The organism is Neisseria sp. P0020.S005 (genome assembly GCF_051957055.1).
GTDB classification, from domain to species: Bacteria; Pseudomonadota; Gammaproteobacteria; order Burkholderiales; family Neisseriaceae; genus Neisseria; species Neisseria subflava_A.
In genome coordinates this window covers 232,540-255,450 of sequence record NZ_JBQCWV010000002.1, presented here as the reverse complement: position 1 = coordinate 255,450, position 22,911 = coordinate 232,540, and the positions used below count along the sequence as shown (strand labels likewise).

General features: G+C 48.6%; 23 protein-coding genes, 1 tRNA gene and 2 pseudogenes. 5 read left to right on the top strand and 21 right to left on the bottom strand.

Annotation, left to right across the window (positions count from 1 at the left end):
- Window positions 1–284 precede the first annotated feature (284 nt).
- From ACTHTU_RS03270 to ACTHTU_RS03220, 11 genes are all read right to left on the bottom strand, one after another.
- A complete protein-coding gene (locus ACTHTU_RS03270; protein ID WP_070826683.1) occupies window positions 285–710 on the bottom strand; it encodes a F0F1 ATP synthase subunit epsilon in 426 nt (141 codons plus the stop codon).
- A gap of 10 nt (window positions 711–720) precedes the next feature.
- Window positions 721–2,118: a F0F1 ATP synthase subunit beta gene (gene atpD / locus ACTHTU_RS03265; protein ID WP_003683789.1), complete on the bottom strand. Its 1,398-nt coding sequence runs from the start codon at window positions 2,116–2,118 to the stop codon at window positions 721–723.
- A gap of 38 nt (window positions 2,119–2,156) precedes the next feature.
- Complete coding sequence (gene atpG / locus ACTHTU_RS03260; RefSeq protein WP_004519003.1) at window positions 2,157–3,032, bottom strand: F0F1 ATP synthase subunit gamma; 876 nt, start codon at window positions 3,030–3,032, stop codon at window positions 2,157–2,159.
- Between the two features lie 24 nt (window positions 3,033–3,056).
- Window positions 3,057–4,604: a F0F1 ATP synthase subunit alpha gene (gene atpA / locus ACTHTU_RS03255; RefSeq protein ID WP_070646547.1), complete on the bottom strand. Its 1,548-nt coding sequence runs from the start codon at window positions 4,602–4,604 to the stop codon at window positions 3,057–3,059.
- Window positions 4,605–4,614: 10 nt separating this feature from the next.
- Window positions 4,615–5,148 carry a F0F1 ATP synthase subunit delta gene (locus ACTHTU_RS03250; protein ID WP_440361738.1) on the bottom strand — a complete coding sequence of 178 codons (534 nt, stop codon included), beginning with the start codon at window positions 5,146–5,148 and terminating at the stop codon, window positions 4,615–4,617.
- 4 nt (window positions 5,149–5,152) lie between these two features.
- Window positions 5,153–5,623 carry a F0F1 ATP synthase subunit B gene (locus ACTHTU_RS03245; RefSeq protein WP_004464459.1) on the bottom strand — a complete coding sequence of 157 codons (471 nt, stop codon included), beginning with the start codon at window positions 5,621–5,623 and terminating at the stop codon, window positions 5,153–5,155.
- A 73-nt stretch (window positions 5,624–5,696) separates the two neighbouring features.
- The gene (gene atpE, locus ACTHTU_RS03240) at window positions 5,697–5,933 is read right to left on the bottom strand and encodes a F0F1 ATP synthase subunit C (protein ID WP_003676106.1); all 237 of its coding nucleotides are present in this window, start codon (window positions 5,931–5,933) and stop codon (window positions 5,697–5,699) included.
- Between the two features lie 64 nt (window positions 5,934–5,997).
- Window positions 5,998–6,864, bottom strand: a complete 867-nt coding sequence (gene atpB, locus ACTHTU_RS03235; protein ID WP_036472483.1) for a F0F1 ATP synthase subunit A — start codon at window positions 6,862–6,864, stop codon at window positions 5,998–6,000.
- Window positions 6,854–7,207: an ATP synthase subunit I gene (locus tag ACTHTU_RS03230; protein WP_296184167.1), complete on the bottom strand. Its 354-nt coding sequence runs from the start codon at window positions 7,205–7,207 to the stop codon at window positions 6,854–6,856. Before ACTHTU_RS03230 ends, atpB begins: the two co-directional genes overlap by 11 nt.
- Before the next feature lie 276 nt (window positions 7,208–7,483).
- Entirely contained in the window at window positions 7,484–8,344 is an 861-nt protein-coding gene (locus tag ACTHTU_RS03225) for a ParB/RepB/Spo0J family partition protein (protein WP_440361737.1), read from the bottom strand.
- 101 nt (window positions 8,345–8,445) lie between these two features.
- Window positions 8,446–10,230, bottom strand: coding sequence for a chorismate-binding protein (locus ACTHTU_RS03220; RefSeq protein WP_440361736.1), 1,785 nt, complete (start codon window positions 10,228–10,230; stop codon window positions 8,446–8,448).
- 167 nt (window positions 10,231–10,397) lie between these two features.
- On the opposite strand from ACTHTU_RS03220, the gene ppk2 reads away from it, so the two are divergent.
- Window positions 10,398–11,327, top strand: coding sequence for a polyphosphate kinase 2 (gene ppk2 / locus ACTHTU_RS03215; protein WP_070583865.1), 930 nt, complete (start codon window positions 10,398–10,400; stop codon window positions 11,325–11,327).
- A gap of 53 nt (window positions 11,328–11,380) precedes the next feature.
- On the opposite strand, the gene ACTHTU_RS03210 is transcribed toward ppk2, so the two are convergent.
- The 5 genes from ACTHTU_RS03210 to tpiA form a co-directional block, all read right to left on the bottom strand.
- Window positions 11,381–11,815, bottom strand: a complete 435-nt coding sequence (locus tag ACTHTU_RS03210) for a pyridoxamine 5'-phosphate oxidase family protein (RefSeq protein ID WP_293203768.1) — start codon at window positions 11,813–11,815, stop codon at window positions 11,381–11,383.
- Window positions 11,816–11,866: 51 nt separating this feature from the next.
- Complete coding sequence (locus ACTHTU_RS03205) at window positions 11,867–12,424, bottom strand: UbiX family flavin prenyltransferase (RefSeq protein ID WP_004464450.1); 558 nt, start codon at window positions 12,422–12,424, stop codon at window positions 11,867–11,869.
- Window positions 12,425–12,514: 90 nt separating this feature from the next.
- Window positions 12,515–12,600 (bottom strand) — tRNA-Leu (locus tag ACTHTU_RS03200).
- Between the two features lie 15 nt (window positions 12,601–12,615).
- On the bottom strand, window positions 12,616–12,975 hold the full coding sequence (gene secG / locus ACTHTU_RS03195) for a preprotein translocase subunit SecG (RefSeq protein ID WP_293203767.1): 360 nt from the start codon (window positions 12,973–12,975) through the stop codon (window positions 12,616–12,618).
- A 7-nt stretch (window positions 12,976–12,982) separates the two neighbouring features.
- Window positions 12,983–13,756 carry a triose-phosphate isomerase gene (gene tpiA, locus ACTHTU_RS03190; protein ID WP_004519014.1) on the bottom strand — a complete coding sequence of 258 codons (774 nt, stop codon included), beginning with the start codon at window positions 13,754–13,756 and terminating at the stop codon, window positions 12,983–12,985.
- A gap of 183 nt (window positions 13,757–13,939) precedes the next feature.
- Here tpiA and ACTHTU_RS03185 point away from each other — a divergent pair, with 183 nt between their 5' ends.
- Window positions 13,940–14,596, top strand: a complete 657-nt coding sequence (locus tag ACTHTU_RS03185; RefSeq protein WP_070646544.1) for a protein-L-isoaspartate O-methyltransferase family protein — start codon at window positions 13,940–13,942, stop codon at window positions 14,594–14,596.
- 50 nt (window positions 14,597–14,646) lie between these two features.
- Window positions 14,647–14,976: a rhodanese-like domain-containing protein gene (locus tag ACTHTU_RS03180; protein ID WP_440361743.1), complete on the top strand. Its 330-nt coding sequence runs from the start codon at window positions 14,647–14,649 to the stop codon at window positions 14,974–14,976.
- Between the two features lie 55 nt (window positions 14,977–15,031).
- On the opposite strand, the gene ACTHTU_RS03175 is transcribed toward ACTHTU_RS03180, so the two are convergent.
- From ACTHTU_RS03175 to acpP, 3 genes are all read right to left on the bottom strand, one after another.
- On the bottom strand, window positions 15,032–15,724 hold the full coding sequence (locus ACTHTU_RS03175; RefSeq protein WP_440361735.1) for a hypothetical protein: 693 nt from the start codon (window positions 15,722–15,724) through the stop codon (window positions 15,032–15,034).
- Window positions 15,725–15,905: 181 nt separating this feature from the next.
- On the bottom strand, window positions 15,906–17,153 hold the full coding sequence (gene fabF, locus ACTHTU_RS03170) for a beta-ketoacyl-ACP synthase II (RefSeq protein ID WP_440361742.1): 1,248 nt from the start codon (window positions 17,151–17,153) through the stop codon (window positions 15,906–15,908).
- A gap of 162 nt (window positions 17,154–17,315) precedes the next feature.
- Window positions 17,316–17,552, bottom strand: coding sequence for an acyl carrier protein (gene acpP, locus ACTHTU_RS03165; protein WP_003679644.1), 237 nt, complete (start codon window positions 17,550–17,552; stop codon window positions 17,316–17,318).
- A 252-nt stretch (window positions 17,553–17,804) separates the two neighbouring features.
- Between acpP and ACTHTU_RS03160 the strand changes: the two are divergent.
- Together ACTHTU_RS03160 and ACTHTU_RS03155 are read left to right on the top strand one after the other, a co-directional pair.
- Window positions 17,805–18,459 (top strand): annotated as a pseudogene (locus tag ACTHTU_RS03160) (IS1595 family transposase).
- A gap of 274 nt (window positions 18,460–18,733) precedes the next feature.
- On the top strand, window positions 18,734–20,191 hold the full coding sequence (locus tag ACTHTU_RS03155) for a DUF389 domain-containing protein (protein ID WP_070734913.1): 1,458 nt from the start codon (window positions 18,734–18,736) through the stop codon (window positions 20,189–20,191).
- A 44-nt stretch (window positions 20,192–20,235) separates the two neighbouring features.
- Here ACTHTU_RS03155 and ACTHTU_RS03150 read toward each other — a convergent pair.
- Both ACTHTU_RS03150 and ACTHTU_RS03145 read right to left on the bottom strand, forming a co-directional pair.
- A pseudogene (locus ACTHTU_RS03150) lies at window positions 20,236–20,427 on the bottom strand (aminotransferase class IV); the annotation flags it as partial.
- A gap of 444 nt (window positions 20,428–20,871) precedes the next feature.
- Window positions 20,872–22,887 (bottom strand): prolyl oligopeptidase family serine peptidase, encoded by a 2,016-nt coding sequence (locus tag ACTHTU_RS03145; protein WP_440361734.1) that lies wholly within the window; start codon window positions 22,885–22,887, stop codon window positions 20,872–20,874.
- Window positions 22,888–22,911: the final 24 nt, after the last annotated feature.

Here is a 22,911-nt window from a genome sequence, read left to right as displayed (position 1 = left end):
TTAATCAGGTATCCAAGGGGAATTAAGGGGATATTTGGGTAAAATCAGGAGTAATTAGGAGCGGAAATAGACGAAAACCTATGTTTGGATTTCGGCTGTTGGGGGAAAGGAATTTTGCAAAGGTCTCGGCCTTTCTTTACGGTACGTACAGATCATCTGAAAATAGGGGGATTTAATAATTTATGCCGTCTACTCGTCTGTCGACATTTCAATATCAAGCCGCTTATCTTCAAGAAAATAAAAAAGCACAACATTTCGTTGTGCTTTTTCTTGATGAACCCACATTACTTGTTTTTTTGCGAACGAAGGTAATCCAAAGTTTTCAGCTGGGCAATGGCTGCTGCCAATGCTTTGTGCGCTTCGGCCAAAGATTTTTCGTCTCTAGCTTCATTAACACCTGTTTCGGCTGCTTTTTTAGCTGCTTCAGCACGCGCCTGATCCATTTCGGTACTGCGGACGGCAACGTCTGCCAATACGGTAATCTTATCAGGCTGTACTTCTAAAACGCCACCGGAAACGGCAACCAGCACTTCTTCAGCTTCACCCGGAACAGTCAAACGCAATGCGCCGGGGCGTACCAAACTCATAATCGGCTCGTGTCGTGGATAAATACCAAGCTCACCTTGAACGGTCGGAACCACCACAAAGCTGGCCTCGCCCGAATAGATGTTTTGCTCGCTACTAACCACTTCAACTTGCATGGTGCTCATGCCGGCCTCCTTAGTTTAAGGTTTTCGCTTTCTCAGCCGCTTCTTCGATGCCGCCTACCATATAGAACGCTTGTTCAGGCAGATGGTCGTATTCGCCGTTCAAGATGGCTTTAAAGCCGGCGATGGTGTCACGCAATGAAACGTATTTGCCTGGAGAACCGGTAAATACTTCGGCAACGTGGAACGGTTGAGACAGGAAGCGTTGGATTTTACGGGCACGCATCACAGTCAGTTTGTCTTCGTCAGACAATTCGTCCATACCCAGAATGGCGATAATATCGCGCAATTCTTTGTATTTTTGCAGAGTAGACTGTACACCGCGCGCTACGTCGTAGTGCTCTTGACCCAATACCATCGGATCCAATTGGCGTGAAGTAGAGTCAAGCGGGTCAACTGCCGGGTAAATACCCAAAGATGCAATATCACGGCTCAATACGACGGTCGCGTCCAAGTGGGCGAAAGTTGTCGCTGGAGACGGGTCAGTCAAGTCATCCGCAGGTACATATACGGCTTGGATGGAAGTAATGGAACCGGTTTGGGTAGAGGTAATACGCTCTTGCAAACGACCCATTTCTTCAGCCAATGTCGGTTGGTAACCCACTGCAGAAGGCATACGGCCCAACAGTGCAGATACTTCGGTACCGGCCAGAGTGTAACGGTAGATGTTGTCAACGAAGAACAATACATCGCGACCTTTACCGTTTTCGTCTTTTTCGTCACGGAAGTATTCGGCCATAGTCAAACCGGTCAAAGCAACACGCAGACGGTTGCCTGGAGGTTCGTTCATTTGGCCATACACCATGGCTACTTTATCCAATACGTTGGAATCTTTCATCTCGTGGTAGAAGTCGTTACCTTCACGGGTACGTTCACCTACACCTGCGAACACGGACAGACCGCTGTGCGCTTTGGCGATGTTGTTGATCAATTCCATCATGTTCACGGTTTTACCTACACCGGCACCACCGAACAGACCTACTTTACCGCCCTTAGCAAACGGACACAGCAAGTCGATCACTTTAATACCGGTTTCCAGCAATTCGGTAGTTGAAGACAACTCGTCGAATTTCGGAGCAGTTTGGTGAATGGCACGGCTCTTGTCGGTATCGATCGGACCTGCTTCATCAACAGGTGTACCCAATACGTCGACAATACGACCCAATGTACCTTTACCTACCGGCACAGTGATTGGCGCACCAGTATTGCTTACAGACATACCGCGTTTCAGGCCGTCTGAACTACCCATTGCAATAGTACGGACAACGCCGTCACCCAGAAGCTGTTGAACTTCCAGAGTCAGACCGTTCTCGTCCAATTTCAGGGCATCGTAAACATGCGGGATAGCGTCGCGTGGAAATTCCACGTCAACCACCGCACCAATAACTTGTACGATTTTGCCTTGGCTCATTATCGTATCCTAATTTCCTGTTCAGGCTTCAGACGGCATTAAACTGCCGCTGCACCTGCTACAATTTCTGACAATTCTGTGGTAATCGCGGCTTGACGCGATTTGTTGTACACCAAGCGCAATTCTTTGATGGCATTGCCTGCGTTGTCGGTTGCGGCTTTCATCGCTACCATACGCGCAGCTTGTTCAGATGCCATGTTATCGCTCAATGCCTGATAAACCACAGACTCTAAATAGCGGCGAACCAAATATTCCAATACGGCGATAGGACTCGGCTCGTAGAGGTATTCCCAAGTAAATGAAGAATGACCTGTTCCGTCGTCAATAACGTTTTCACCGATAGGCAGCAAAACTTCCATACGCGGCTCTTGGCGCATTGTATTGACGAAACGTGAGTAAACCATATGGATACGGTCTAATTCATGCTTCTCATAACGTTGGAAGATTTCGGTCAGAGGGCCGAGCAGCAATTCCATTTTTGGGGTATCACCCAAATTGGTTGCACTGGCAATAACATTCAAACCGATACTTTGGCATGCAGCCAAACCTTTACTACCCAGGCACACGACTTCGACTTCGATACCTTGTTCCTGATACTCTTGAACTTGCGCCAAAAACTTTTTCAGTACGTTTGCGTTCAAGCCACCGCACAAACCTTTATCCGAGGTAATCAAAATGAAACCGGCACGACGCACTTCGCGGTGCGGCTCCAACAATTTGATACCATGATCGGCATTAGTCTGTGCAAGATGGCTCATCACTGTACGCACTTTTTCGGCGTACGGACGCGCTAAGCGCATCCGGTCTTGAGTCTTCCGCATTTTAGAGGTCGACACCATTTGCATCGCTTTAGTGATCTTTTGGGTATTTTGAACACTACGGATTTTGGTGAGAATCTCTTTTCCGACTGCCATTTCAGACTCCTTTCATCTCAATACTTATGCTTGGTAAGCGTAAGAAGATTTGAAAGATTTCATGGCTTCGGTCAATGCTTTTTCGCTTTCGTCAGACATTGCGCCTGATGCATTAATCGCTTCCAGAACGTCAGGATGTTGCGTACGTACGAAACTCAAGAATTCTGCTTCGAAAGCCAAGGCTTTGGATACCGGAACATCTGCGTAAGAACCGTTGTTGATCGCCCACAAAGTCAATGCCATTTCGGCAGTGTTCAATGTGCTGAATTGTTTTTGTTTCATCAATTCAGTAACCACTTCACCGTGTTGCAGCTGTTTGCGTGTTGCTTCGTCCAAATCGGAAGCAAATTGCGAGAATGCCGCCAATTCACGGTACTGTGCCAACGCCAAACGGATACCGCCACCCAGTTTTTTGATGACTTTGGTTTGTGCTGCACCACCTACGCGCGATACGGAAATACCGGCATTGATTGCAGGACGGATACCGGCGTTGAACAAGTCGGTTTCCAAGAAGATTTGGCCGTCTGTAATCGAAATTACGTTGGTTGGTACGAATGCTGATACGTCACCGGCTTGGGTTTCAATAATTGGCAACGCAGTCAGAGAACCGGTTTTGCCTTTTACTTCGCCATTGGTCAGTTTTTCAACTTCGTTTTCGCTGACGCGGGCTGCACGTTCCAACAAACGGGAGTGCAGATAGAATACGTCGCCAGGATATGCTTCACGGCCAGGAGGACGGCGTAACAGCAGAGAAATTTGACGGTATGCAACGGCTTGTTTAGACAAGTCATCGTATACGATCAACGCATCTTCACCACGGTCACGGAAGAATTCGCCCATGGTACAACCGGAGTAAGGAGCGATGTATTGCAGTGCAGCGGCTTCAGAAGCAGTTGCAGCAACCACGATAGTATGTTCCATCGCACCATGCTCTTCCAATTTGCGTACTACGTTGGCAATAGAAGATGCTTTTTGACCGATAGCCACATAAATACAGATAACGCCTGTACCTTTTTGGTTAACGATGGCATCCAGTGCTACGGCAGTTTTACCGGTTTGACGGTCACCAATGATCAACTCACGTTGGCCACGACCAACCGGAACCATAGAATCAATGGCTTTCAGGCCAGTTTGCATTGGTTGGTCAACCGATTTACGCGCAATCACACCTGGTGCAATTTTTTCGATTGGAGCAGTCAATGTTGTGTTGATTGGACCTTTACCATCGATAGGACGACCCAATGCATCAACCACGCGGCCAACCAGTTCGCGACCGATCGGCACTTCCAAAATACGGCCGGTACAGGTAACTGTATCGCCTTCTTTAATGTGTTCGTACTCACCCAACACTACGGCACCGACGGAGTCACGCTCCAAGTTCATAGCCAGACCGAAAGTGTTACCGGGGAATTCGAGCATCTCACCTTGCATCGCGTCTGACAAGCCATGAATGCGCACAATGCCGTCTGTAACAGAAACAACGGTACCACGGGTACGCACTTCTGCATTGACGGACAGATTTTCGATTTTGGCTTTAATCAAATCGCTAATTTCAGCAGGATTAAGCTGCATGAAAACTCTCCTAATTCGTCATAGTCGCATACAAAGCATTCAGCTTGCCTTGTACGGACAAATCCAAGACCTGATCACCCACTTCTACTTTGATGCCGCCGATTAATTCAGGGGCAACTTTAGTTACCACATCCAATTTGCTGTTAAAGCGTTTTGTCAGGATATCGGTAACATCGGCCAGCTGCTGATAACTGAGCTCATACGCGCTGTAAATTACTGCCGATTTCGTATTGTTGTGTATCAAGGTCAAATCTTGATATTGGGCATAAATTTCCGGCAATACCAGCAAACGCTTTTGCTCGGCCAAAACGGTAATGAAATTTGCCAATTCGACATTTTTGATACCGACAAGACCTTTGAGCGTTTCTGCTTTTTCGGAAGCTCCCGTTTCCGGTTGCTCGATGAGCGCAATGACTTTCTCATCTTGAACAACCGCTGCGAGTTCTTTCAGTTCGCCCAACCAAGACTCGATTTGGTTTTTTTCCTGAGCCAGACTAAATAATGCTTTCGCATAAGGTCTGGCAATCGTTGCGAACTCTGCCATAAGATTACAGCTCCTGTTTTAAGGTACTGAGCAAATCTGCATGTTTGGAAGCATCAACTTCTTTACGCAAGATAGATTCCGCACCTTTAACAGCCAGTGTAGCAACCTGTTCACGCAACACTTCGCGCGCACGGTTAACTTCTTGCTCCACATCAGCTTTTGCTTGGGCTGCAATGCGTGCTGCTTCATGAGAAGCTTGCTCTTTGGCTTCTTCTACAATTTTTGCAGCACGTTTTTCGGCGTTGGCAACCATTTCGGTTACCTGATTACGCCCTTCGGCCATAAGTTCTGCAACTTTTTTCTCTGCCTGCTCAAAATCGCTCTTACCGCGCTCGGCAGCAGCCAAGCCCTCGGCGATTTTTGCGGCACGCTCATCCAATGCTTTGGCAATCGGAGGCCATACGAATTTCATCGTAAACCAAACCAAGCCAAAGAAAACTAGGATTTGCGCAAATAAGGTTGCATTAATATTCACGTTACTTAACCTTCGTATCTGGGTTAATCAAACAGACCATAAGCCTGTATCTGAACGGATCGCTCCGTCTTGATTACGCAGCACCAAACGGGTTAACGAAGGCGAACAACAGGGCAATAGCCACACCGATCAAGAAGGCCGCGTCGATCAGACCAGCGATCAAGAACAGTTTGGTTTGCAGAGGACCGATCAGCTCAGGTTGGCGAGCAGAAGATTCCAAGTATTTAGAACCAACCATTGCGATACCGATAGAGGCACCCAATGCGCCCAAGGCAACGATCAAACCACATGCGATAGCAATCAAACCCATTTTTAAACTCCTTAAAATAGTAAAGGTTAAACTACAAAAAACAAACTACGAAAAAACTACTTGATTAGTGTGCATCATGCGCTTGTCCGATATATACGAACGCCAACGCCATGAAAATAAATGCCTGCAAGGTGATAACCAAAATATGGAAAATCGCCCAAGCCAAACCGGCAATCAGATGGAACACAAACAAAATTGGATCCAAAGTTTCGATACTGCCGGTTGATGCCCATGCACCACCCAACAAAGCAATCAGCAAGAACACCAGCTCACCGGCATACATATTACCAAACAACCGCATACCGTGGGATACGGTTTTGGACAAAAACTCTACCAAGTTCAGCAGGAAGTTGGCCGGAGCGAGCATCGGACCAAAAGGCGCACTGAACAATTCGTGAATCCAACCGCCAAAGCCTTTGATTTTGATATTGTAATAAATACATACCAGCAATACGCCAATTGCCAAAGCCAAAGTGGTATTCAAGTCAGCAGTCGGTACGACACGCAACAGTGCGTGATGATTACCGGTAATGCCTTGCCATGCCATCGGCAACAAATCAACCGGCAACATATCCATGGCGTTCATCAGGAAAATCCAGACAAACAGGGTCAAACCCAAAGGTGCAACAGCTTTACGCGATTGTTCGTTATGGATAATGCTCTTACACATGTTATCCACGAATTCGAACAGAATTTCAACAGCCGCCTGAAAACGACCGGGTACGCCAGCAGTTGCTTTTTTGGCCCCACGCCACAAAAGGAAGCTGCCGATTACGCCCAACAGAACGGCAAAAAAGATTGCATCAAGGTTAATGAACGAAAAATCAGCGATGTTTTTCAGTCCTTGACCCTGAGTAACATCCGACATACTGGTCAAGCTTTGCAAGTGGTGCTTGATGTAGTCGGCAGCGGTCATAGTTTCACCTGCCATAGTGTTTCACTCTCAACAATACTAAAAAAACCAAATGACTGACGCTAAGAAACGCCAATAAAAATGGGTAAAATACCAGTGATCGATGCCATATCGCAAAAACGACCAACATAGATACCAGCGACAGCACTACTTTTAAAACCTCTCCGCCGATAAACATCGAACTTTGCAGATTGGGATTTCGTCGGGAAAACTTTAAAAGTAAAACTGCAACCAGGGTAGGCAAAATATACGAAAATCCTCCCGCCAAAGCAGAGAGGAAGCCGGGCAATCCGGAAAATAACGCACAAACAACTGAAATTATTAACAATACAATCACTTGCAATGGGACTATCTGATTCATTGTACTTCACACCCCAAAACGCAAGGTAAATTAATATAATCAAGAAGTTTGTTAACGTCAAGCAATATGTTAATCTTTGTGAACCTTTCACAGATAAATGATTAACACATATAAAACAAATCTTTGCAGGAACGGAGTTTAACACAAATTACATGTTGCTACACAGATTTTACAGAAGATTTTGATTTGTATTGTAAACATCTGTACGACCAGTCCTTTTATCAAAAATTCAGGCCGTCTGAAAAACTTTTTTCAGACGGCCTGTTTATCAAACCGTTAAAACTCTTGATTGATGCCTAACTGTTTCAGCAGGTAGTCAAACGTTTCCGGCGTATCAAAATGCAGTACGATTTTGCCTTTTTTCTGATTGCTGGTTTTGACTTCGGCATTGACACCCAAACGCTCAGTCAGGGCATCATTGATACGGCGGATATCCGGGCTGATGGTTTTGGCTGCTTCCGGCTTGGCTTTTTGATGAGCCAACTGGCTGCGCCGCTCTACCTCGCGCACCGACCAACCGTTTTTGACGGCTTTTTGCGCCAACTCCAATTGGTCAACCACATGCAAAGTTAGCAACGCACGGACATGCCCCATTTCCAGACGGCGTTGATAAAGCATTTCCTGAACCGGCTCAGGCAGGCTCAACAGACGCAGGCTGTTGGAGATGGCACTACGGCTTTTACCGACGGCTTTTGCGATGGTTTCATGAGTCAGGCCGAATTCGTCGGCGAGGCGTTTCAAACCTTGCGCTTCTTCAATCGGATTGAGGTTTTCACGTTGCAGGTTTTCAATCAAACCCATGGCCAATGCAGTTTCATCGCTGATGGTTTTGATGACGACGGGAATTTCGGTCAAACCGGCCAACTGGGAAGCGCGCCAACGGCGTTCGCCAGCAATCAATTCATATTGGGACAAACCACGTTCGCGCACAATAACCGGCTGGATAATGCCTTGCGCTTTAATGGAATCGGCCAACTCCTGCAAAGCTTCATCATCAATTTGCACACGCGCCTGATAGCGGCCGGGCTGAATATCGGCGATGGCAACCGTTGTCAGGCGGTCGCTACTGCTGCTGTCCACTGCATTGGAAATCAGCGAATCCAAACCGCGTCCCAATCCACCTTTTGCTTTTGCCATATTGTTTTCCCTTTCAGACGGCCTCATTGTTGAAATGACGTATTCTATCGGATATTGCCGCTTTACGACAATTTGAATCACGATGATTTGACTATTGCCATTTATTTACGGAGCGAAACCGCAAACATGCCCCTTAAAGCGTTACTCAAACGGATTTCTTCCGCATTTTCCAACATCGCGCGCGTTATGTGGGTTTCCTTGATTGTATCCGTACCTAAATATAGCTGCGGCTGCCTCAATACCGCTTGGCGCATTACCCCGTTCAAAATATCCAAATCCAAAGACGGCGTGAGCCATTGTCCTTGATATTTTACGAACACATTGCTTCTTCCACCCTCTAACAAAAGGCCGTCTGAATTGAAAAACAGGCTGTCAAATGCGCCCTGCCCTTCTGCCGTTTTCCATGCTTGGTCAAAAATTTCACGGCGCGTGGTTTTGAAACGGCGTAGATAATCACGTTGGCTTAATGTGTACTCACTCAAGATGACGTATTGTTGCCCATCCAATTCGGAAACAGCCGTATGGCTCAATGCAAGGCCGTCCGAAAACAAAGCGGCTTTGACTCTAAACAACCCACTTGGCAACGCATCTATATAGTGTTGGATTTGCTCTATTGTATTTTCAGGCCAAGACAGGTTGAGCGCTTGTGCCGAAATTTTCAGACGGCCTAAGTGCAAATCGAGCAAACGGCATTGTTTGTCTTCCACGCGCATGGTTTCAAAAATACCGAAATCAGGCCGCAATTCATTGAGAAAACGCGCCTTCCAACCGCACTCGCGATATTCGGCTTCAGGATCGCTATCAATCACAATCCCCGAACCCACACCATAAACACCTTGATAAAGGCCGTCTGAAACCGGTTTCAGGGATAAGGTACGAATCACAACATTAAATACGCCTTCAAACCCCAAACCCGTATCACACGGATGTAAAAAGCCGATGCTGCCTGTGTACAAACCGCGCGGTTCGGATTCAAGGGACTCAATAATCTGCATACTCATGCGTTTGGGCGCACCGGTAATACTGCCGCATGGGAAGGCTGCACGGAGAGTATCGGCAACCGAAACATCAGGCAGCGCCTGCGCCTCGATGGCACTGGTCATCTGCCAAACGCTGCCGAAACGGGAAACTTTAAACGGTTCAGGCACGCGTACTTTGCCTGTTTGCGCGATTTTGCCGAGGTCATTGCGCAACAAATCGACAATCATCACATTTTCGGCGCGGTTTTTCGGGTCGTTTTGCAATTCAACGGCGCGGCGTTCATCTTGTCCATCATGAAGAATCGGTGCGGTGCCTTTCATCGGCTCGGTTGTGATCAGGCCGTCTGAATCAATTTTGAGGAAAAGTTCGGGAGAAAAACACAAAGTCCACGCTTCCTGCCCTGCCCCGTCGGGCAGACAAGACAAAACGGCATACGGCACAGGCTGGCGCAAACGGCGGTAAAGCTGAATCGGATTGCCGTAAGTTTGCATGTGCAGGCGTGCGGTGTAATTGATTTGATAGGTATCGCCGCGGCGGATGGCTTCGTGGATCTGGTTGATATGCTCGAGATAATCGGCTTCGGATACAGAGAATCGGGGAGTGGAGATGCCTGCCTCAAGGCCGTCTGAATGATTGGTCAGCCAGCTTTCGGCATCGATTTCGGAACAATCTGCAAACCAGTGCAAACGCAAATTGCCACTGCGCGCGGATGAAATATCCATCAGTGGCAATCCGAATTCGTAGTCTGCAAACAACACTGCATGCAAACCCTTTTTCCAGCCGGCTTGCAAAATACTTGTTAACGAATCCAGTTCGTTATGATAAAACCGATGGCTTTCCACATGATTTTGATAGAGTTTTGCACGACCGCTTAACGCATCGTCGAACAGGGCGAAATAAGGCATGATGTATGATACAAATAGGCTGATTATACGCTGGTTTTACAAAAATTATCAAACAAACCGGAAAAAATTGCTTATGTGTAATTTTATGTAGGCTAACACAGCATAAAGAGGTAAAATCAAGTCATACCACACCATATCATTTAAAACTTAATCGATAAGGAGACTTTATGGCAGACCACCAATTAGAACCGTTCGAGAATGTTGAACTGGGCGAGAAACAAGACCAGCTGCAAGTATTCGAAAAGGCTGTTTTGGAACACGAAGGACGCGGCACTGACGAAGATTCCAGCAGTGCACCGCTTCCTGCCAATTACCCGTACAAACAACGTATGCGCCGCTCTGTTTACGAAAAAGAAAAACAGAAGCTGCAAATCGAATTGTTGAAAGTACAAAGCTGGGTTAAAGATTCCGGTCAGCGTATCGTCAGCCTGTTTGAAGGCCGCGACGCAGCCGGTAAAGGCGGTACCATCAAACGCTTCATGGAACACCTGAATCCGCGTGGCGCGCGCGTGGTTGCTTTAGAGAAACCAACCACTACCGAACGCGGCCAATGGTATTTCCAACGCTACATCCAAAACCTGCCGACCGCAGGCGAAATGGTATTCTTCGACCGATCATGGTACAACCGTGCCGGCGTAGAACGCGTAATGGGCTTCTGCGAACCTAACGAATACCTGCTCTTCATGCGTCAAACCCCTGAATTGGAACGTATGCTTGTTGCCAGCGGCATCCATCTGTTCAAATTCTGGTTCTCCGTATCCCGTGAAGAACAACTCCGTCGCTTCATCTCCCGTCGTGACGACCCACTGAAACACTGGAAACTATCCCCTGTGGATATCCAGTCGCTCGACCGCTGGGACGACTACACCGAAGCCAAAAACGCCATGTTCTTCCACACCCACACCGGCGACGCGCCTTGGGTCATCATCCGTTCCGATGACAAAAAACGTGCACGTTTGAACTGTATCCGCTACTTCCTGCATCAGCTGGACTATCCGGGCAAAGACGTGAAAGCCATCGGCAAAGTGGACGAGAAAATCGTTTTGGTTCCTGATACACGTTACAAAGACAAAACTGTCGATCTCGGACACGATTAATTTGTAACATTACCAAAGGCCGTCTGAAATTTCATCTTTCAGACGGCCTTTTCTTAATCCTCGCGATTCCAGTACGTTTTTTGTGCGAATACCAATTTATTGTCAGTGAATTTCAAACTGTCCAAATTCAATGCCCAAACATCGCTTTTCATCACTCGAGCAGCAGGATGCGCTTTGTAATACAAAGACTGCGCCGCTTTCAAATCCGCTTCATCCTCAATCAAAGCGGCAGTCGCCGCAAACTGAATGCCGCTGATTTTTGCGATGCTGTCAGGTTGTCCGGCAATGGTACCGGCTACTTTGGCAGAACGACTCATCATTCCGCCATGCTTCGTTTTCAAAGAAGTCAGCACAATCAATCGGGCATTCGCCTCATCAAACACATAAAAACAGCAAGCTGCCCAAACTTCGCCCTCTTCCGCAGCAGCAATACTGACGACATGATGATTGCTCAAAAACTTCACTATATTGGCAGGAATCGTTTGCATGGCTTTTATCTTCCTTCTCAGTCGTAACTTATGCTCAGGCCGTCTGAAACATCAACCTTGCCAGCGCGGCACATCGTTTTGAATGATGCCGAACAAGTCCAAAGCATGAGAGACGCTGTGTGTAATCATATCTTCGATGGATTCGGGCTTCTGATATAAAGCCGGAACGGGAGGAAACACGATACCGCCCATCTCTGTCACGCGGCGCATATTTTCAATGTGCGCCAAGTTTAACGGTGCTTCACGCACCATCAATACCAACTTGCGCCGCTCTTTCAACGTTACATCCGCCGCACGGCTGAGCAAATTATCGGCAAATCCATGGGCAACCGAAGCCAAGGTTTTCATTGAACACGGCGCAATTAACATTCCATCCGTCAAAAACGATCCGCTGGCAATACTTGCCCCGACATTACGGACAGAATGTACGACATCCGCCAAAGCATAAACGTCTTCTTTGGTGTAATCCGTTTCCAAAGCGCGGGTCATCTCCGCCCCTTGCGAAACCACCAAATGTGTTTCTACCTGATGCTCACGCAAAAGCTGCAAAGCCTTCACGCCATACTGAAAACCGCTGGCACCGCTGATGCCGACAACCAAACGCTTCATTGTATTTCCCTGTCTCGGCCTAAAAATAAATGAAAGGCAGATTCTCAAGACGAAAAAATAACCGCTAAAAAGCGGTTAGATTTTCTAATGTGGTGCCGACAGCGAGATTTGAACTCGCACAGCCTACGGCCACTACCCCCTCAAGATAGCGTGTCTACCAATTCCACCATGTCGGCATAAATTAAATTGTCTTACTGCTGCTGAGGATTCGGAGCAACAGGAGTTGTATTGTTTTGTGCAGGCGTTGCAGGCTTAGGAGCTTGCTGGGTCTGCTTCACATCGCTGAAGTCTAAACCGTGCTTACTGGAATGGGTGTGAATATACACCATTGCCATGCAGGTCGCAAAGAAAAATGTTGCAGCAATAGCAGTCGAGCGGCTGAGGAAGTTGGCATTACCAGCAGAACCGAATACGCCTTGCGCGCTACCACTGCCGGAACCGAATGTTGCGCCGGCATCCGCGCCTTTACCGTGTTGCAGCAATACTAACACGATTACAAATAGAGCGGAAATAATATTAATAATCCAGATAAGGGTTTTAAAGGCTTCCATATGTTTTCTACGAGGCTTGTGCTGCGTTGATGATGGCGGTAAAGGAGTCATATGATAATGACGCGCCACCAACCAATGCGCCGTCTACATGAGGTACTGCGAAGATGTCGGCTGCGTTATCCGCTTTCACACTTCCGCCGTAAAGAACGCGGATTTTAACATCGCTTCCGCACAAAGACAAGATTTCTTTGTAGATAAATGCGTGCATGTCGGCGATTTGTTCGACAGTGGCGACTTTGCCTGTACCGATCGCCCAAACCGGCTCGTAGGCAACGGCGATGTTTTTGGTGTTCAAACCTTGCAGGATGGAAAGCTGGTGAGCAATGACTTCGTGTTCTTTACCGGCTTCGCGTTCTTCCAAGCTTTCGCCGACGCACAACAATGGGATCAGGCCGACGTTGAGGACGTTTTCCATTTTGCGGCGTTGGATTTCGTTTTTCTCGCCGAAATAAAGGCTGCGCTCGGAGTGGCCGATGAGGACGATGTCTGTACCGATGTCGGCAAGCATTTCGGCGGACACTTCGCCGGTGTACGCGCCATTATTGGGAAAACGGCTCACGTCTTGCGCACAGGTCAAGATGCGATTGTTCAAAACAATCTGCATGGCGTTGTGCAGTTGCAACAGATAAACGGTCGGAGCGGCCAGGCCGATTAACACGCGTTCTGCGGTTGGCATGACACGGAAGCGGTGCATAAGCGCATTGTTGTTTTGGAGTCGGCCGTTCATTTTCCAGTTGCCGATAACCCATTTTTGGTCCCACATTCCGATTTGGTGATACATCTTTATTGCTCCGTGTGTTGGTTGTTGCTTGTTGTAGCGTCGTGTAATGTGAAAGTTTAGTGGATATATGTGCGCTTGGCAATTATTAACGGGCCTCCGGGGCCGTCTGAAAGATGGCACACTCTCCGACAAGGATTTATAATGTATGCTTCGATAAAATTAAGAATTGAACGGAGCACAAATATGGACTTTGAAAAAGCGCGTTTCAATATGGTTGAACAGCAGATTCGTCCGTGGGATGTCTTGGACTTCGACATTTTGGATGCTTTGGAGGAGATCGAGCGCGAACATTTTGTCGGCGAGGCTTTTCAAGGTTTGGCCTATGCGGATATGGAGCTGCCGCTGGCCAATGGTCATAAGATGTTGGAACCCAAAGTCGTTGCCCGCCTGGCTCAAGGTTTGAAATTGAAAAAAGACGAAACCGTCTTAGAAATCGGTACAGGCTCAGGCTATGCAACCGCCCTGCTGTCCAAACTGGCCGGCAACGTCGTGACCGACGACATCGATGTCGAGCAGCAGCAACGCGCCAAAAAAGTTTTGGACGAATTGGGCTTTACCAACGTCAATTATGTGCAAAACAACGGCCTGACCGAAGCATCGCAAGGCGCGCCTTTCGATGCGATTTATGTGGGCGGCGCAGTAGACAGCGTACCTGAAATTCTGAAAGAGCAACTGAAAGACGGCGGCCGTATGGTGGTCATCATCGGCCGCAAACCGGTACAACACGCGCTTTTGCTGACGCGTAACGGCAATGAGTTTTCCGAAAAGGTATTGTTCGACACCGTCGTAGCACACTTGGAAGACAAATCGGCCAATCCGTTTGGCGATTTCGATTTTTAAACAACAGGCCGTCTGAAAATTCAGACGGCCTCATGCTTTTACCCAACCCTATGACCGACATCATCCAACTCTCGCCCACCGAATTGAAACAATGGCAGGACGAAGGCCGCGCATTTCATCTGCTCGACGTCCGCACCGATGAAGAATACGCCATCTGCACCCTACCCGCCGCCATTCATATCCCGATGAACCTCATCCCCCTGCGCCAAAACGAGCTGCCCGACGACGATTTGCCCATCGTCATTTACTGCCACCACGGCATCCGCAGCCTGCACACGGCAATATATTTGGAAGACGCCGGATTTGAAAACCTCTACAACCTGCAGGGCGGTATTGATGCTTGGGCAATGCAGGTTGACAGCAAAATGATGCGGTATTGAATCGGTTTTATCAATAAAAGGCCGTCTGAAGCAGGATTTCAGACGGCCTTTGCAATTATTTCACAAACCGTGCATCTGCCATAAACGGCCGTGTAGCGGCTGGTTTGGCGGAATAGAAGCGGGAGAAAGTGCTGTCGATTTTGGTCTGTATCGGCTTATCGTCCAATGTTGCCGATGCTTCCAATTTCACGCCACCGCCACTGGTTTCGCCTAATTTCATATTTGGCAACGTCAGTTTGGCAATATTGAGTTTCACATTTCCCACTTTGGTATCGGGAGACATCAGCTGTTTGCCGACCGGACGGATTTTTTCACCCTCATCATGAGGCGCGGCACCACCGTTATCGTCAACCACACCGATATTAATCAATCTGGCAGACGCCAAATCCATCTTGCCGTTTTTGACCGGAATACCGACAAACAGTTTTACGCCGCGATGAATGAACGTATTGTCCCGCCACTGAGTTTGGCCCTCTTTCGGCGGTTTGGTTTCTGCCGCCACCGAATAAGTGCGGCCCATAATCATCAATTTATAACCTGGAATTTTTTTCGAACCGAATCCATCAGTGATATCTTCGACCAGTTGCGGCGCAGTCAGGGTTTCGTTTGCCAAAATACGGGCTGAAGTTTCTGCCAGATGGGCAGGCTTGCCGTCTATGGTCAATGCCTGTTCATGGCCGAAATCAGACGCAAATGCGGGCACGGCGGCCAGTGCAGCGGCCAATGCTAGAATACGGATAGTTTTCATTGCAGACTCCTGATAAAAATGTAATTGGGTTGATTACCCGATAAAATCCGGGCGATATTGATAGGAATCGGTATTTTTATACAAATGATACAGATTATCAAGAATATTTGGATTTTAAAATAAAAAAGGCCGTCTGAAAACCAAGTTTCAGACGGCCTTTTAATCTACTTAAAACCTTCTATCAGCCTGTGAAGCGTTTGAATACCAATGTGCCGTTGGTACCGCCAAAGCCGAAGGAATTGGAGATGGCAACGTCGATTTTCGCATCGCGTGCTTCGTTGGCGCAGTAGTCCAAATCGCAACCGGCTTCAACGTCTTGTTCAAAGATGTTGATGGTCGGTGGAGATTTTTGCTCGTGTACTGCCAACACGCTGTACAACGCTTCCACGCCGCCGGCCGCGCCGAGCAAGTGGCCGGTCATAGATTTGGTAGAGTTAACAATGACTTTGCGCGCATGATCGCCCAAAGCGCATTTGAGGGCTTTGGTTTCGTTGGCATCGCCCAGCGGAGTGGACGTACCGTGTGCGTTGACGTAATCCACGTCTTCAGGATTCAGGCCGGCATCTTTCAGCGCACGAGTAACCGCCAATGCAGGGCCTTCTTCGTTAGGCGCGGTAATGTGGTAGGCATCTGAGCTCATACCGAAGCCGACGATTTCGGCGTAAATTTTCGCACCGCGTTTTTTCGCGTGTTCCAATTCTTCCAACACCAGCACGCCAGCGCCTTCGCCGATAACGAAACCGTCACGGCCTTTGTCCCACGGACGGGAAGCGGTAGCAGGGTCATCGTTTCGGGTGGAAAGTGCCTTCATGGCAGCAAAACCGCCAACGCCCAAAGTGCTGATTGCGCCTTCCGCACCACCGGCAATCATCACATCCGCGTCGCCGTATTTAATCAGTCGTGCAGAATCACCGATGGAGTGTGCACCGGTCGTACAGGCAGAAACCATGCCGTAGCTTGGGCCGCGGTAGCCTTTAAGGATGGTAACATGGCCGGAAATCAGGTTAATCAGCGAGCCTGGGATAAAGAAAGGATTGATTTTGCGCGCGCCGCCTTCGATAACGGCTTTACCGGTCGCTTCAATGCTCGGCAGGCCGCCGATACCGGAACCGATGTTGACACCGACGCGGTCTTTGTCGAGGGTTTCCAAATCGTCCAAGCCTGAATCATTGATGGCTTGCAGGGCGGCGGCGATACCGTAGTGGATGAACACGTCCATGCGGCGCGCTTCTTTTGCGCTGATGTATTGGCCGATGTCGAAATCGCGAACTTCGCCGGCGATTTGGCTGTTGATGTCGGATGCGTCAAAGCGGGTAATCCGTCCGATGCCGCTTTTGCCTGCGAGCAGATTGCTCCATGCGGTGGCGACGTCGTTGCCGACCGGTGATACTTGGCCAAGACCTGTGATGACTACTCTTCTCTGACTCATGATAATCTCGCTGTTGGTTGTCGGGATTTTCGCGGCAGCCTTGCTCTTTTTCTTCGTGAAAACAGGCAAAACTCATGCCGTCTGAAATTTCAGGGGTTTAATAATAAGGTAAAAGCCTCTATTGCGATGGCGCAGCAGAGGCTGGATGTTTGGTGCGACCGATTAGCCTTGGTGGGCGTTGATGTAGTCGATAGCCAATTGTACGGTAGTGATTTTTTCAGCGTCTTCGTCAGGGATTTCGCAGCCGAAAGCTTCTTCCAAAGCCATCACCAGTTCTACGGTGTCCAGAGAGTCAGCACCCAAATCGTCTTGGAAAGAAGATTCGTTTTTCACTTCGGCTTCGTTTACGCCCAGTTGTTCAGCAACAATTTTTTTAACTTGTTGTTCGATGTTTGACATGTCAGTCGTTCCTTTTCGCCTTGCGGCAGGTTGTTTAAGGGAAATAATTCGTCGGTATTGTACCGAATTCGGATAGAGTTTTCCATCTAATCCTGCATTTTAGCACAGATTATTCAGTAAAAACCTGTTGTTGTGCATATTAGCATAGCCTGATTTTAACCTACAAGCGGGAATTTGTTTTGTTACGTATTAACATTAACATTATTAAAAAAAGGGGCTGTACTAGATTAGCAGATATGTTACCCTCGAAATATGAAGATAACACACTGCAAATTAAAGAAAAAAAGTACAGAAAGAACTGCTTCGTTTTTTTGTACTCGAAGTTACCGCCCGTTCCGCTGCCGATATTTTGGGCATTCAGCCCAACTCCGCTATTCTGTTCTACTGCAAAATTCGTATGGTTATCCGCCATTATCTGGCCTTGGTTGCCGATGAGGTTTTTGAGGGCCCTGTCGAGTTGGACGAAAGCTATTTCGGCGGACGGCGTAAAGGCAGACGTGGTCGCGGTGCGGCAGGAAAAGTGGTTGTCTTCGGCATTCTGAAACGCAACGGACGGGTCTCTACCGTTGTGGTGGATAATGCCAAGTCTGAAACGTTACTCCCTGTCATTAAAAAGAAAATCATGCCGGACAGCATTGTTTACACGGATAGCCTGAGCAGCTACGACAAGTTGGACGTGAGCGGTTTCATCCATTACCGCATCAACCATTCCAAGGAATTTGCCGACCGTCAGAACCACATTAACGGCATTGAGAATTTTTGGAATCAGGCAAAACGCGTCTTGCGCAAATACAACGGAATCGATCGCAAATCTTTCCCACTGTTCTTGAAAGAATGCGAATTTCGATTTAACTTCGGCACACCGTCTCAACAGCTTAAAATCCTGCGGGATTGGTGTGGAATTTAGAGCTAATCTACTAGTACAGCCCCTTAAAAAATTTTGATGGCGGTTGCTGCTGAAAAAGTAGGAATTGGATTTGAGAGAAGGTTTTTGCATATGCTGGTTTCGTGAAGGCCTACGCAGGATCAGCGTTGTCAGCGTTTTCATGTGTATGCTAACCTTCTGCAAGGTATCTGCTTAATCATATTTGAAATCAGTATTAAAGCATAATTATCAGTATCCGAAATTCCAGTTAATTAAATATTCAGAGACAATCGTTAAGATTGATTTAAGGATGAAAATGCAAGACCAAGAAAACATTAAAAACCAAGAAGAACAAGAAAATCAGCCAAAAGAAGACAATGGTGCCATGACCAAGTTGCAAGATGTGTTCAATCTTGCGCATGACCAGGCCCATCCCGATAAAATTGATGCCGTCATCCGCGCCAATACTCGGGTGTCCGGAACCAATATGTGGGTATTGATGTTTGCCATTGCCGTGGCGAGTATCGGTCTGAATGTAAACAGCACGGCGGTAGTGATCGGCGCGATGTTGATTTCGCCGTTGATGGGGCCGATTGTAGGTATGGGTTACGGTTTGGCGGTAGGGGATACTGCGCTGATCCGTCAAGCCGTGCGCAATATTATTATATTCGTCGTCATCAGCTTGATTACCGCTACGTTGTATTTCCTGTTAACCCCGCTTAAAGAGGCGCAAAGCGAGCTTTTGGCGCGTACTCAGCCGACCCTTTGGGATGTGTTGATTGCCTTCTTCGGTGGTAGTGCGGGTATTGTGGCGCTGACTCGAAAAGAAGGAGGCAATGCCATACCGGGTGTGGCGATTGCTACCGCATTGATGCCGCCCCTGTGTACTGCGGGCTACGGACTGGCACATGGCAACTGGCACTACTTTCTCGGTGCTTCATATCTTTTTGCCATCAACTGCGTGTTCATCGCTTTTTCGACCTTGTTGTTTTCTAAGCTGCTCAAGCTGCCGCGCAGGGGGTTGGTAACGGAATCCAAACGCCGGTTGCAAAGCATCATTATTACTGCCGTCGTGTTGGCTGTGATGATTCCGAGCGGCTATATGGCATCAGGGCTGGTGCGTCAGGAGATCTTCAACACCAGAGCCAATGCCGCCATTGCCACTGCGCAGCAACAGGAAGGTTTTTTCGTGCTGCGTAAGATGTTGAACCACAGAGAAAATAAAGTCGGTCTGATTGTCAATGGAACGGGCAATGCCGAGAAAATTTCCGCCTTGCTGGTGAAAAGCCTTAACGCGTCGGGGGTGAAAGAGCCGAAGGTCAACGTGGTCTATGCGGGAGGGAACGATGCCAAAATCGAAGAATTGCTGGCAAGCCGAAACAACCCGGTTCAGCAGCAAAATGAGCTGAAAGAGCAGCAGGCCTATATCGATACCATACTGGCAGGCAAAGCCTCCGATATCGACGATGCAGCGGTACTCAAGGAATTAAAAGCCCAATATCCGGAAGCGGAAAAAATCGTTGTCGGACGCGGCTTGGCTTGGGATAAAGCGCAAACAACGCCTGTTTCCGAACAGTCTGAAAGCCAAAAAAACGCAGAACCGAAGACAGATACATATGACGATATCGTCGTTGTCTCTCTCGAATTGGAGCAGCCACTACCTGCCAAAGATCACGAGCGGATACAGGCGTGGTTAAGCCAGCGTTATGAGGGTAAGGTAGTGCGCATATTGCAAACGCACAAGTCTCAGACAGATAAACCGTCTAACGAATAATCGCCTTCAGGCTTTATCCATTTCCGAGAAATCATTGATTGTTCCTAGTACACCAAATCCGCCTCAAACACGCCTCTCAAGGCGTTGGAGAGGCGGATTTTTTCTGCGCGTTCGAGCATGTCGCGGGTGATGTGCGTTTCGATGATGGTGTCCGCGCCCAAGTAGGTTTGCAGCTGCTGCAACACGGCTTGGCGCATGATGCCGTTGAGGATATCCAAATCCAGAGACGGGGTGAGACAGGTGTTTTTGTGCATGTTCATGTTTCAGTATTCTCCTGGAAATACTGTAAACAACGCTACTAGTTTCTACAGCATCGAGTTGATAACGTTCGCCCACACCGGCAAGGTTTTCTGCACCAAGGACGAGTTTGAGTTTCTCAAAGTCGATTTGGTCTTCGCAAAAGACTTCGGGAAAGATTTGTTTGAGTTTTAATATATTGTTTTGTTTGAAATTATTTTCTAAATCGTGCATAATTTTTCGGTTCGGTTGCCATAATTGCGTCTTCCATCAATGATCACTTACAAAGTGTCCATTTTATCGGGATATGTTGAAAGTTAAAAGAAAAGAAGGCCGTCTGAAAAACTTTAATATTCGTTTTTCAGACGGCCTTCTTTTCACTTGCCGAAACAAGAGTATTTTGTTTCTCAACTTTACGAAACAGTCAGTCCTGCTGCTTACTTCTACCCTAAAAACTCTTTCAAAAACAGCAAGACGCAGGCAAGTTCGTCGGTGGATTCGCGTTGCGTGCCGTTGCCGGTATGGCCACCGCCGTCAGGCGAGTAGAGCCAAGATTGCGGCGAGATTTCGCGCAGTTTGGCGTAGAACTTGAGCGCGTGGGCAGGATGGACGCGATCGTCGCTGAGGCTGGTGGTGATGAGCGCTGGCGGATAATCGATGCCGTCTGAAAGATTGTGATACGGCGACAATTCGCCCAGCCAGCGTTTGCAGACTTCGTATTTCTGCGGATTGCCGTATTCATCCGTCCAGCTTGAACCAGCGGAGAGCAGCGGATAGCGGATCATGTCGGTCAGCGGCACTTCGCACACCAGCGCGCCTATGCTTTGCGGTTCACGCACGAAGGCGGCGGCGGTAATCAGGCCGCCGTTGCTGCCGCCCTGCAAACCTATGTGTTCGGGCGAACTCATGCCGCGTTCGGACAAATCACGCACGACGGCCAGCAAATCATCGACGCTTTTGTGTTTGCTGATTCCCTGCGCCGCCTGATGCCAGCGTGGGCCAAATTCGCCGCCGCCGCGGATGTTTGCCAACACAAAGGCATTGCCCTCTTCCAGCCAATATTTACCGACGCTGCCGAGATAATGCGGCAATTCGGGAATGCCGAAACCGCCGTAGGCATAAACCAAAGTCGGCGTGTCGGGGGAGGCGTTTTTACCGACACGGAAATAAGGAATGCGCTCGCCGTCGGCCGAAGTCGTCCAAAACTGCTGCACATTGATGTCGTCTGAATCGAACTGCTGCGGCTGACGGCGCATGACGGTCAGTTCCATCACGTTCAAATCCAATGCAAACAGCGTCAGCGGCGTAGTGAAATCACTGGCAGCAAGGTAAACCACGTCGCCACCCCACGGTTGGTCAGTCATTTCCAACGCACCCGAAGGCAGGCGCGGCAATTCGACTTCCTGCCATTTACCGCCGCTAAAGTGCCATGCTTTCAGACGGCCTTGTACGTTTTCCAGCAGGTTTGCCACGACAAAACGCTTGGTCGTTTCCACGCTTTCCAATGCCTGCGTTTCATCGGGCGCAAACAAAAGCTGCGCCGCGCCCAATTCACCACGGTTTAATTTTACTGCCACCAATGCTCCGCTCGGATAGCTTTGGTTCGCACGGTTCCAGTCTTTGCGTAACGTCAGTAAAAGATGTCCGGCCAGATAGCCGACCACGTCGCAATCATTGGGTAGGTTTAACGGTTTCACCTCACCTTCGGCCGACACCTGCAAATAGGTTTTGGTGTAAAAACCGTCCGACGCTTCAATCAAATCAATCGGCGAACCCTGCGGATCGAGATAGCGCCAAGCGTTCACCATCATGCCGTCTTCAGCAATTTGATACACCGGCAGGCTTTCCTCGAAACTTTTGCCGCGCTCCACCAGCCACACTTCGCGCGGATAGCCCGATTCGGTCAACTGGCGTTCGTCCCAAGCCGGACACACCCACACGCTATTTTCATCGCGCCACGACACATGGTTTTTGCCTGCCGGAAAGTGAAAACCGCCTTCTACCAACTCCCCTGCTTCCAAATCCACTTCCAGCGTGTACGCCGTATCGCCGCCCGATTTGCTCAGTGTTAACAACGCGCGGTTGGGCTTTTCCACCAAGTGCGACACGCCGCCCAAATACACATCGTCGCCAAGCAATTCGTCGAAATCCGCCACTGAAAACAGGATTTTCCACTCAGGATAGCCGGAACGGTACGTCGCCGCGGTACACACGCGGTACACGCCCTTCGGATATTCCGCGTCCTGATGGAAATGGTACATCCGCGCGCGGTGTTCCTGACAAAACGGAATCTGCCGCGTGTCCTGCAACTGCGCCAAAATGCCGTCAGACAATTCGCGCGCCTTGTCGTTTTCTAAAAAACGGGCGCGCGTTTCGGCATCCGCCGCAGCGGCAAAATTTTGCGTTTCGGGAGATTCGAGGTTTTCAAAATGGAGATAGGAATCGGGGTAAGATTTCATAGGAAAAGGCCGTCTGAAAGATTG

What these genes read in the sequence shown, in the direction of transcription:
- ACTHTU_RS03175 (WP_440361735.1), bottom strand. Translation starts at nt 15,724, where the DNA reads ATGAAAACTATCCGTATTCTAGCATTGGCCGCTGCACTGGCCGCCGTG.
- ACTHTU_RS03145 (WP_440361734.1), bottom strand. Translation starts at nt 22,887, where the DNA reads ATGAAATCTTACCCCGATTCCTATCTCCATTTTGAAAACCTCGAATCT.
- ACTHTU_RS03210 (WP_293203768.1), bottom strand. Translation starts at nt 11,815, where the DNA reads ATGCAAACGATTCCTGCCAATATAGTGAAGTTTTTGAGCAATCATCAT.
- ACTHTU_RS03220 (WP_440361736.1), bottom strand. Translation starts at nt 10,230, where the DNA reads ATGCCTTATTTCGCCCTGTTCGACGATGCGTTAAGCGGTCGTGCAAAA.
- ACTHTU_RS03225 (WP_440361737.1), bottom strand. Translation starts at nt 8,344, where the DNA reads ATGGCAAAAGCAAAAGGTGGATTGGGACGCGGTTTGGATTCGCTGATT.
- tpiA (WP_004519014.1), bottom strand. Translation starts at nt 13,756, where the DNA reads ATGTATCACCAAATCGGAATGTGGGACCAAAAATGGGTTATCGGCAAC.
- atpG (WP_004519003.1), bottom strand. Translation starts at nt 3,032, where the DNA reads ATGGCAGTCGGAAAAGAGATTCTCACCAAAATCCGTAGTGTTCAAAAT.
- ACTHTU_RS03250 (WP_440361738.1), bottom strand. Translation starts at nt 5,148, where the DNA reads ATGGCAGAGTTCGCAACGATTGCCAGACCTTATGCGAAAGCATTATTT.
- secG (WP_293203767.1), bottom strand. Translation starts at nt 12,975, where the DNA reads ATGGAAGCCTTTAAAACCCTTATCTGGATTATTAATATTATTTCCGCT.
- ACTHTU_RS03205 (WP_004464450.1), bottom strand. Translation starts at nt 12,424, where the DNA reads ATGAAGCGTTTGGTTGTCGGCATCAGCGGTGCCAGCGGTTTTCAGTAT.
- ppk2 (WP_070583865.1), top strand. Translation starts at nt 10,398, where the DNA reads ATGGCAGACCACCAATTAGAACCGTTCGAGAATGTTGAACTGGGCGAG.
- ACTHTU_RS03270 (WP_070826683.1), bottom strand. Translation starts at nt 710, where the DNA reads ATGAGCACCATGCAAGTTGAAGTGGTTAGTAGCGAGCAAAACATCTAT.
- ACTHTU_RS03155 (WP_070734913.1), top strand. Translation starts at nt 18,734, where the DNA reads ATGCAAGACCAAGAAAACATTAAAAACCAAGAAGAACAAGAAAATCAG.
- ACTHTU_RS03230 (WP_296184167.1), bottom strand. Translation starts at nt 7,207, where the DNA reads ATGAATCAGATAGTCCCATTGCAAGTGATTGTATTGTTAATAATTTCA.
- atpA (WP_070646547.1), bottom strand. Translation starts at nt 4,604, where the DNA reads ATGCAGCTTAATCCTGCTGAAATTAGCGATTTGATTAAAGCCAAAATC.
- ACTHTU_RS03185 (WP_070646544.1), top strand. Translation starts at nt 13,940, where the DNA reads ATGGACTTTGAAAAAGCGCGTTTCAATATGGTTGAACAGCAGATTCGT.
- atpB (WP_036472483.1), bottom strand. Translation starts at nt 6,864, where the DNA reads ATGGCAGGTGAAACTATGACCGCTGCCGACTACATCAAGCACCACTTG.
- acpP (WP_003679644.1), bottom strand. Translation starts at nt 17,552, where the DNA reads ATGTCAAACATCGAACAACAAGTTAAAAAAATTGTTGCTGAACAACTG.
- atpD (WP_003683789.1), bottom strand. Translation starts at nt 2,118, where the DNA reads ATGAGCCAAGGCAAAATCGTACAAGTTATTGGTGCGGTGGTTGACGTG.
- ACTHTU_RS03180 (WP_440361743.1), top strand. Translation starts at nt 14,647, where the DNA reads ATGACCGACATCATCCAACTCTCGCCCACCGAATTGAAACAATGGCAG.
- fabF (WP_440361742.1), bottom strand. Translation starts at nt 17,153, where the DNA reads ATGAGTCAGAGAAGAGTAGTCATCACAGGTCTTGGCCAAGTATCACCG.
- atpE (WP_003676106.1), bottom strand. Translation starts at nt 5,933, where the DNA reads ATGGGTTTGATTGCTATCGCATGTGGTTTGATCGTTGCCTTGGGCGCA.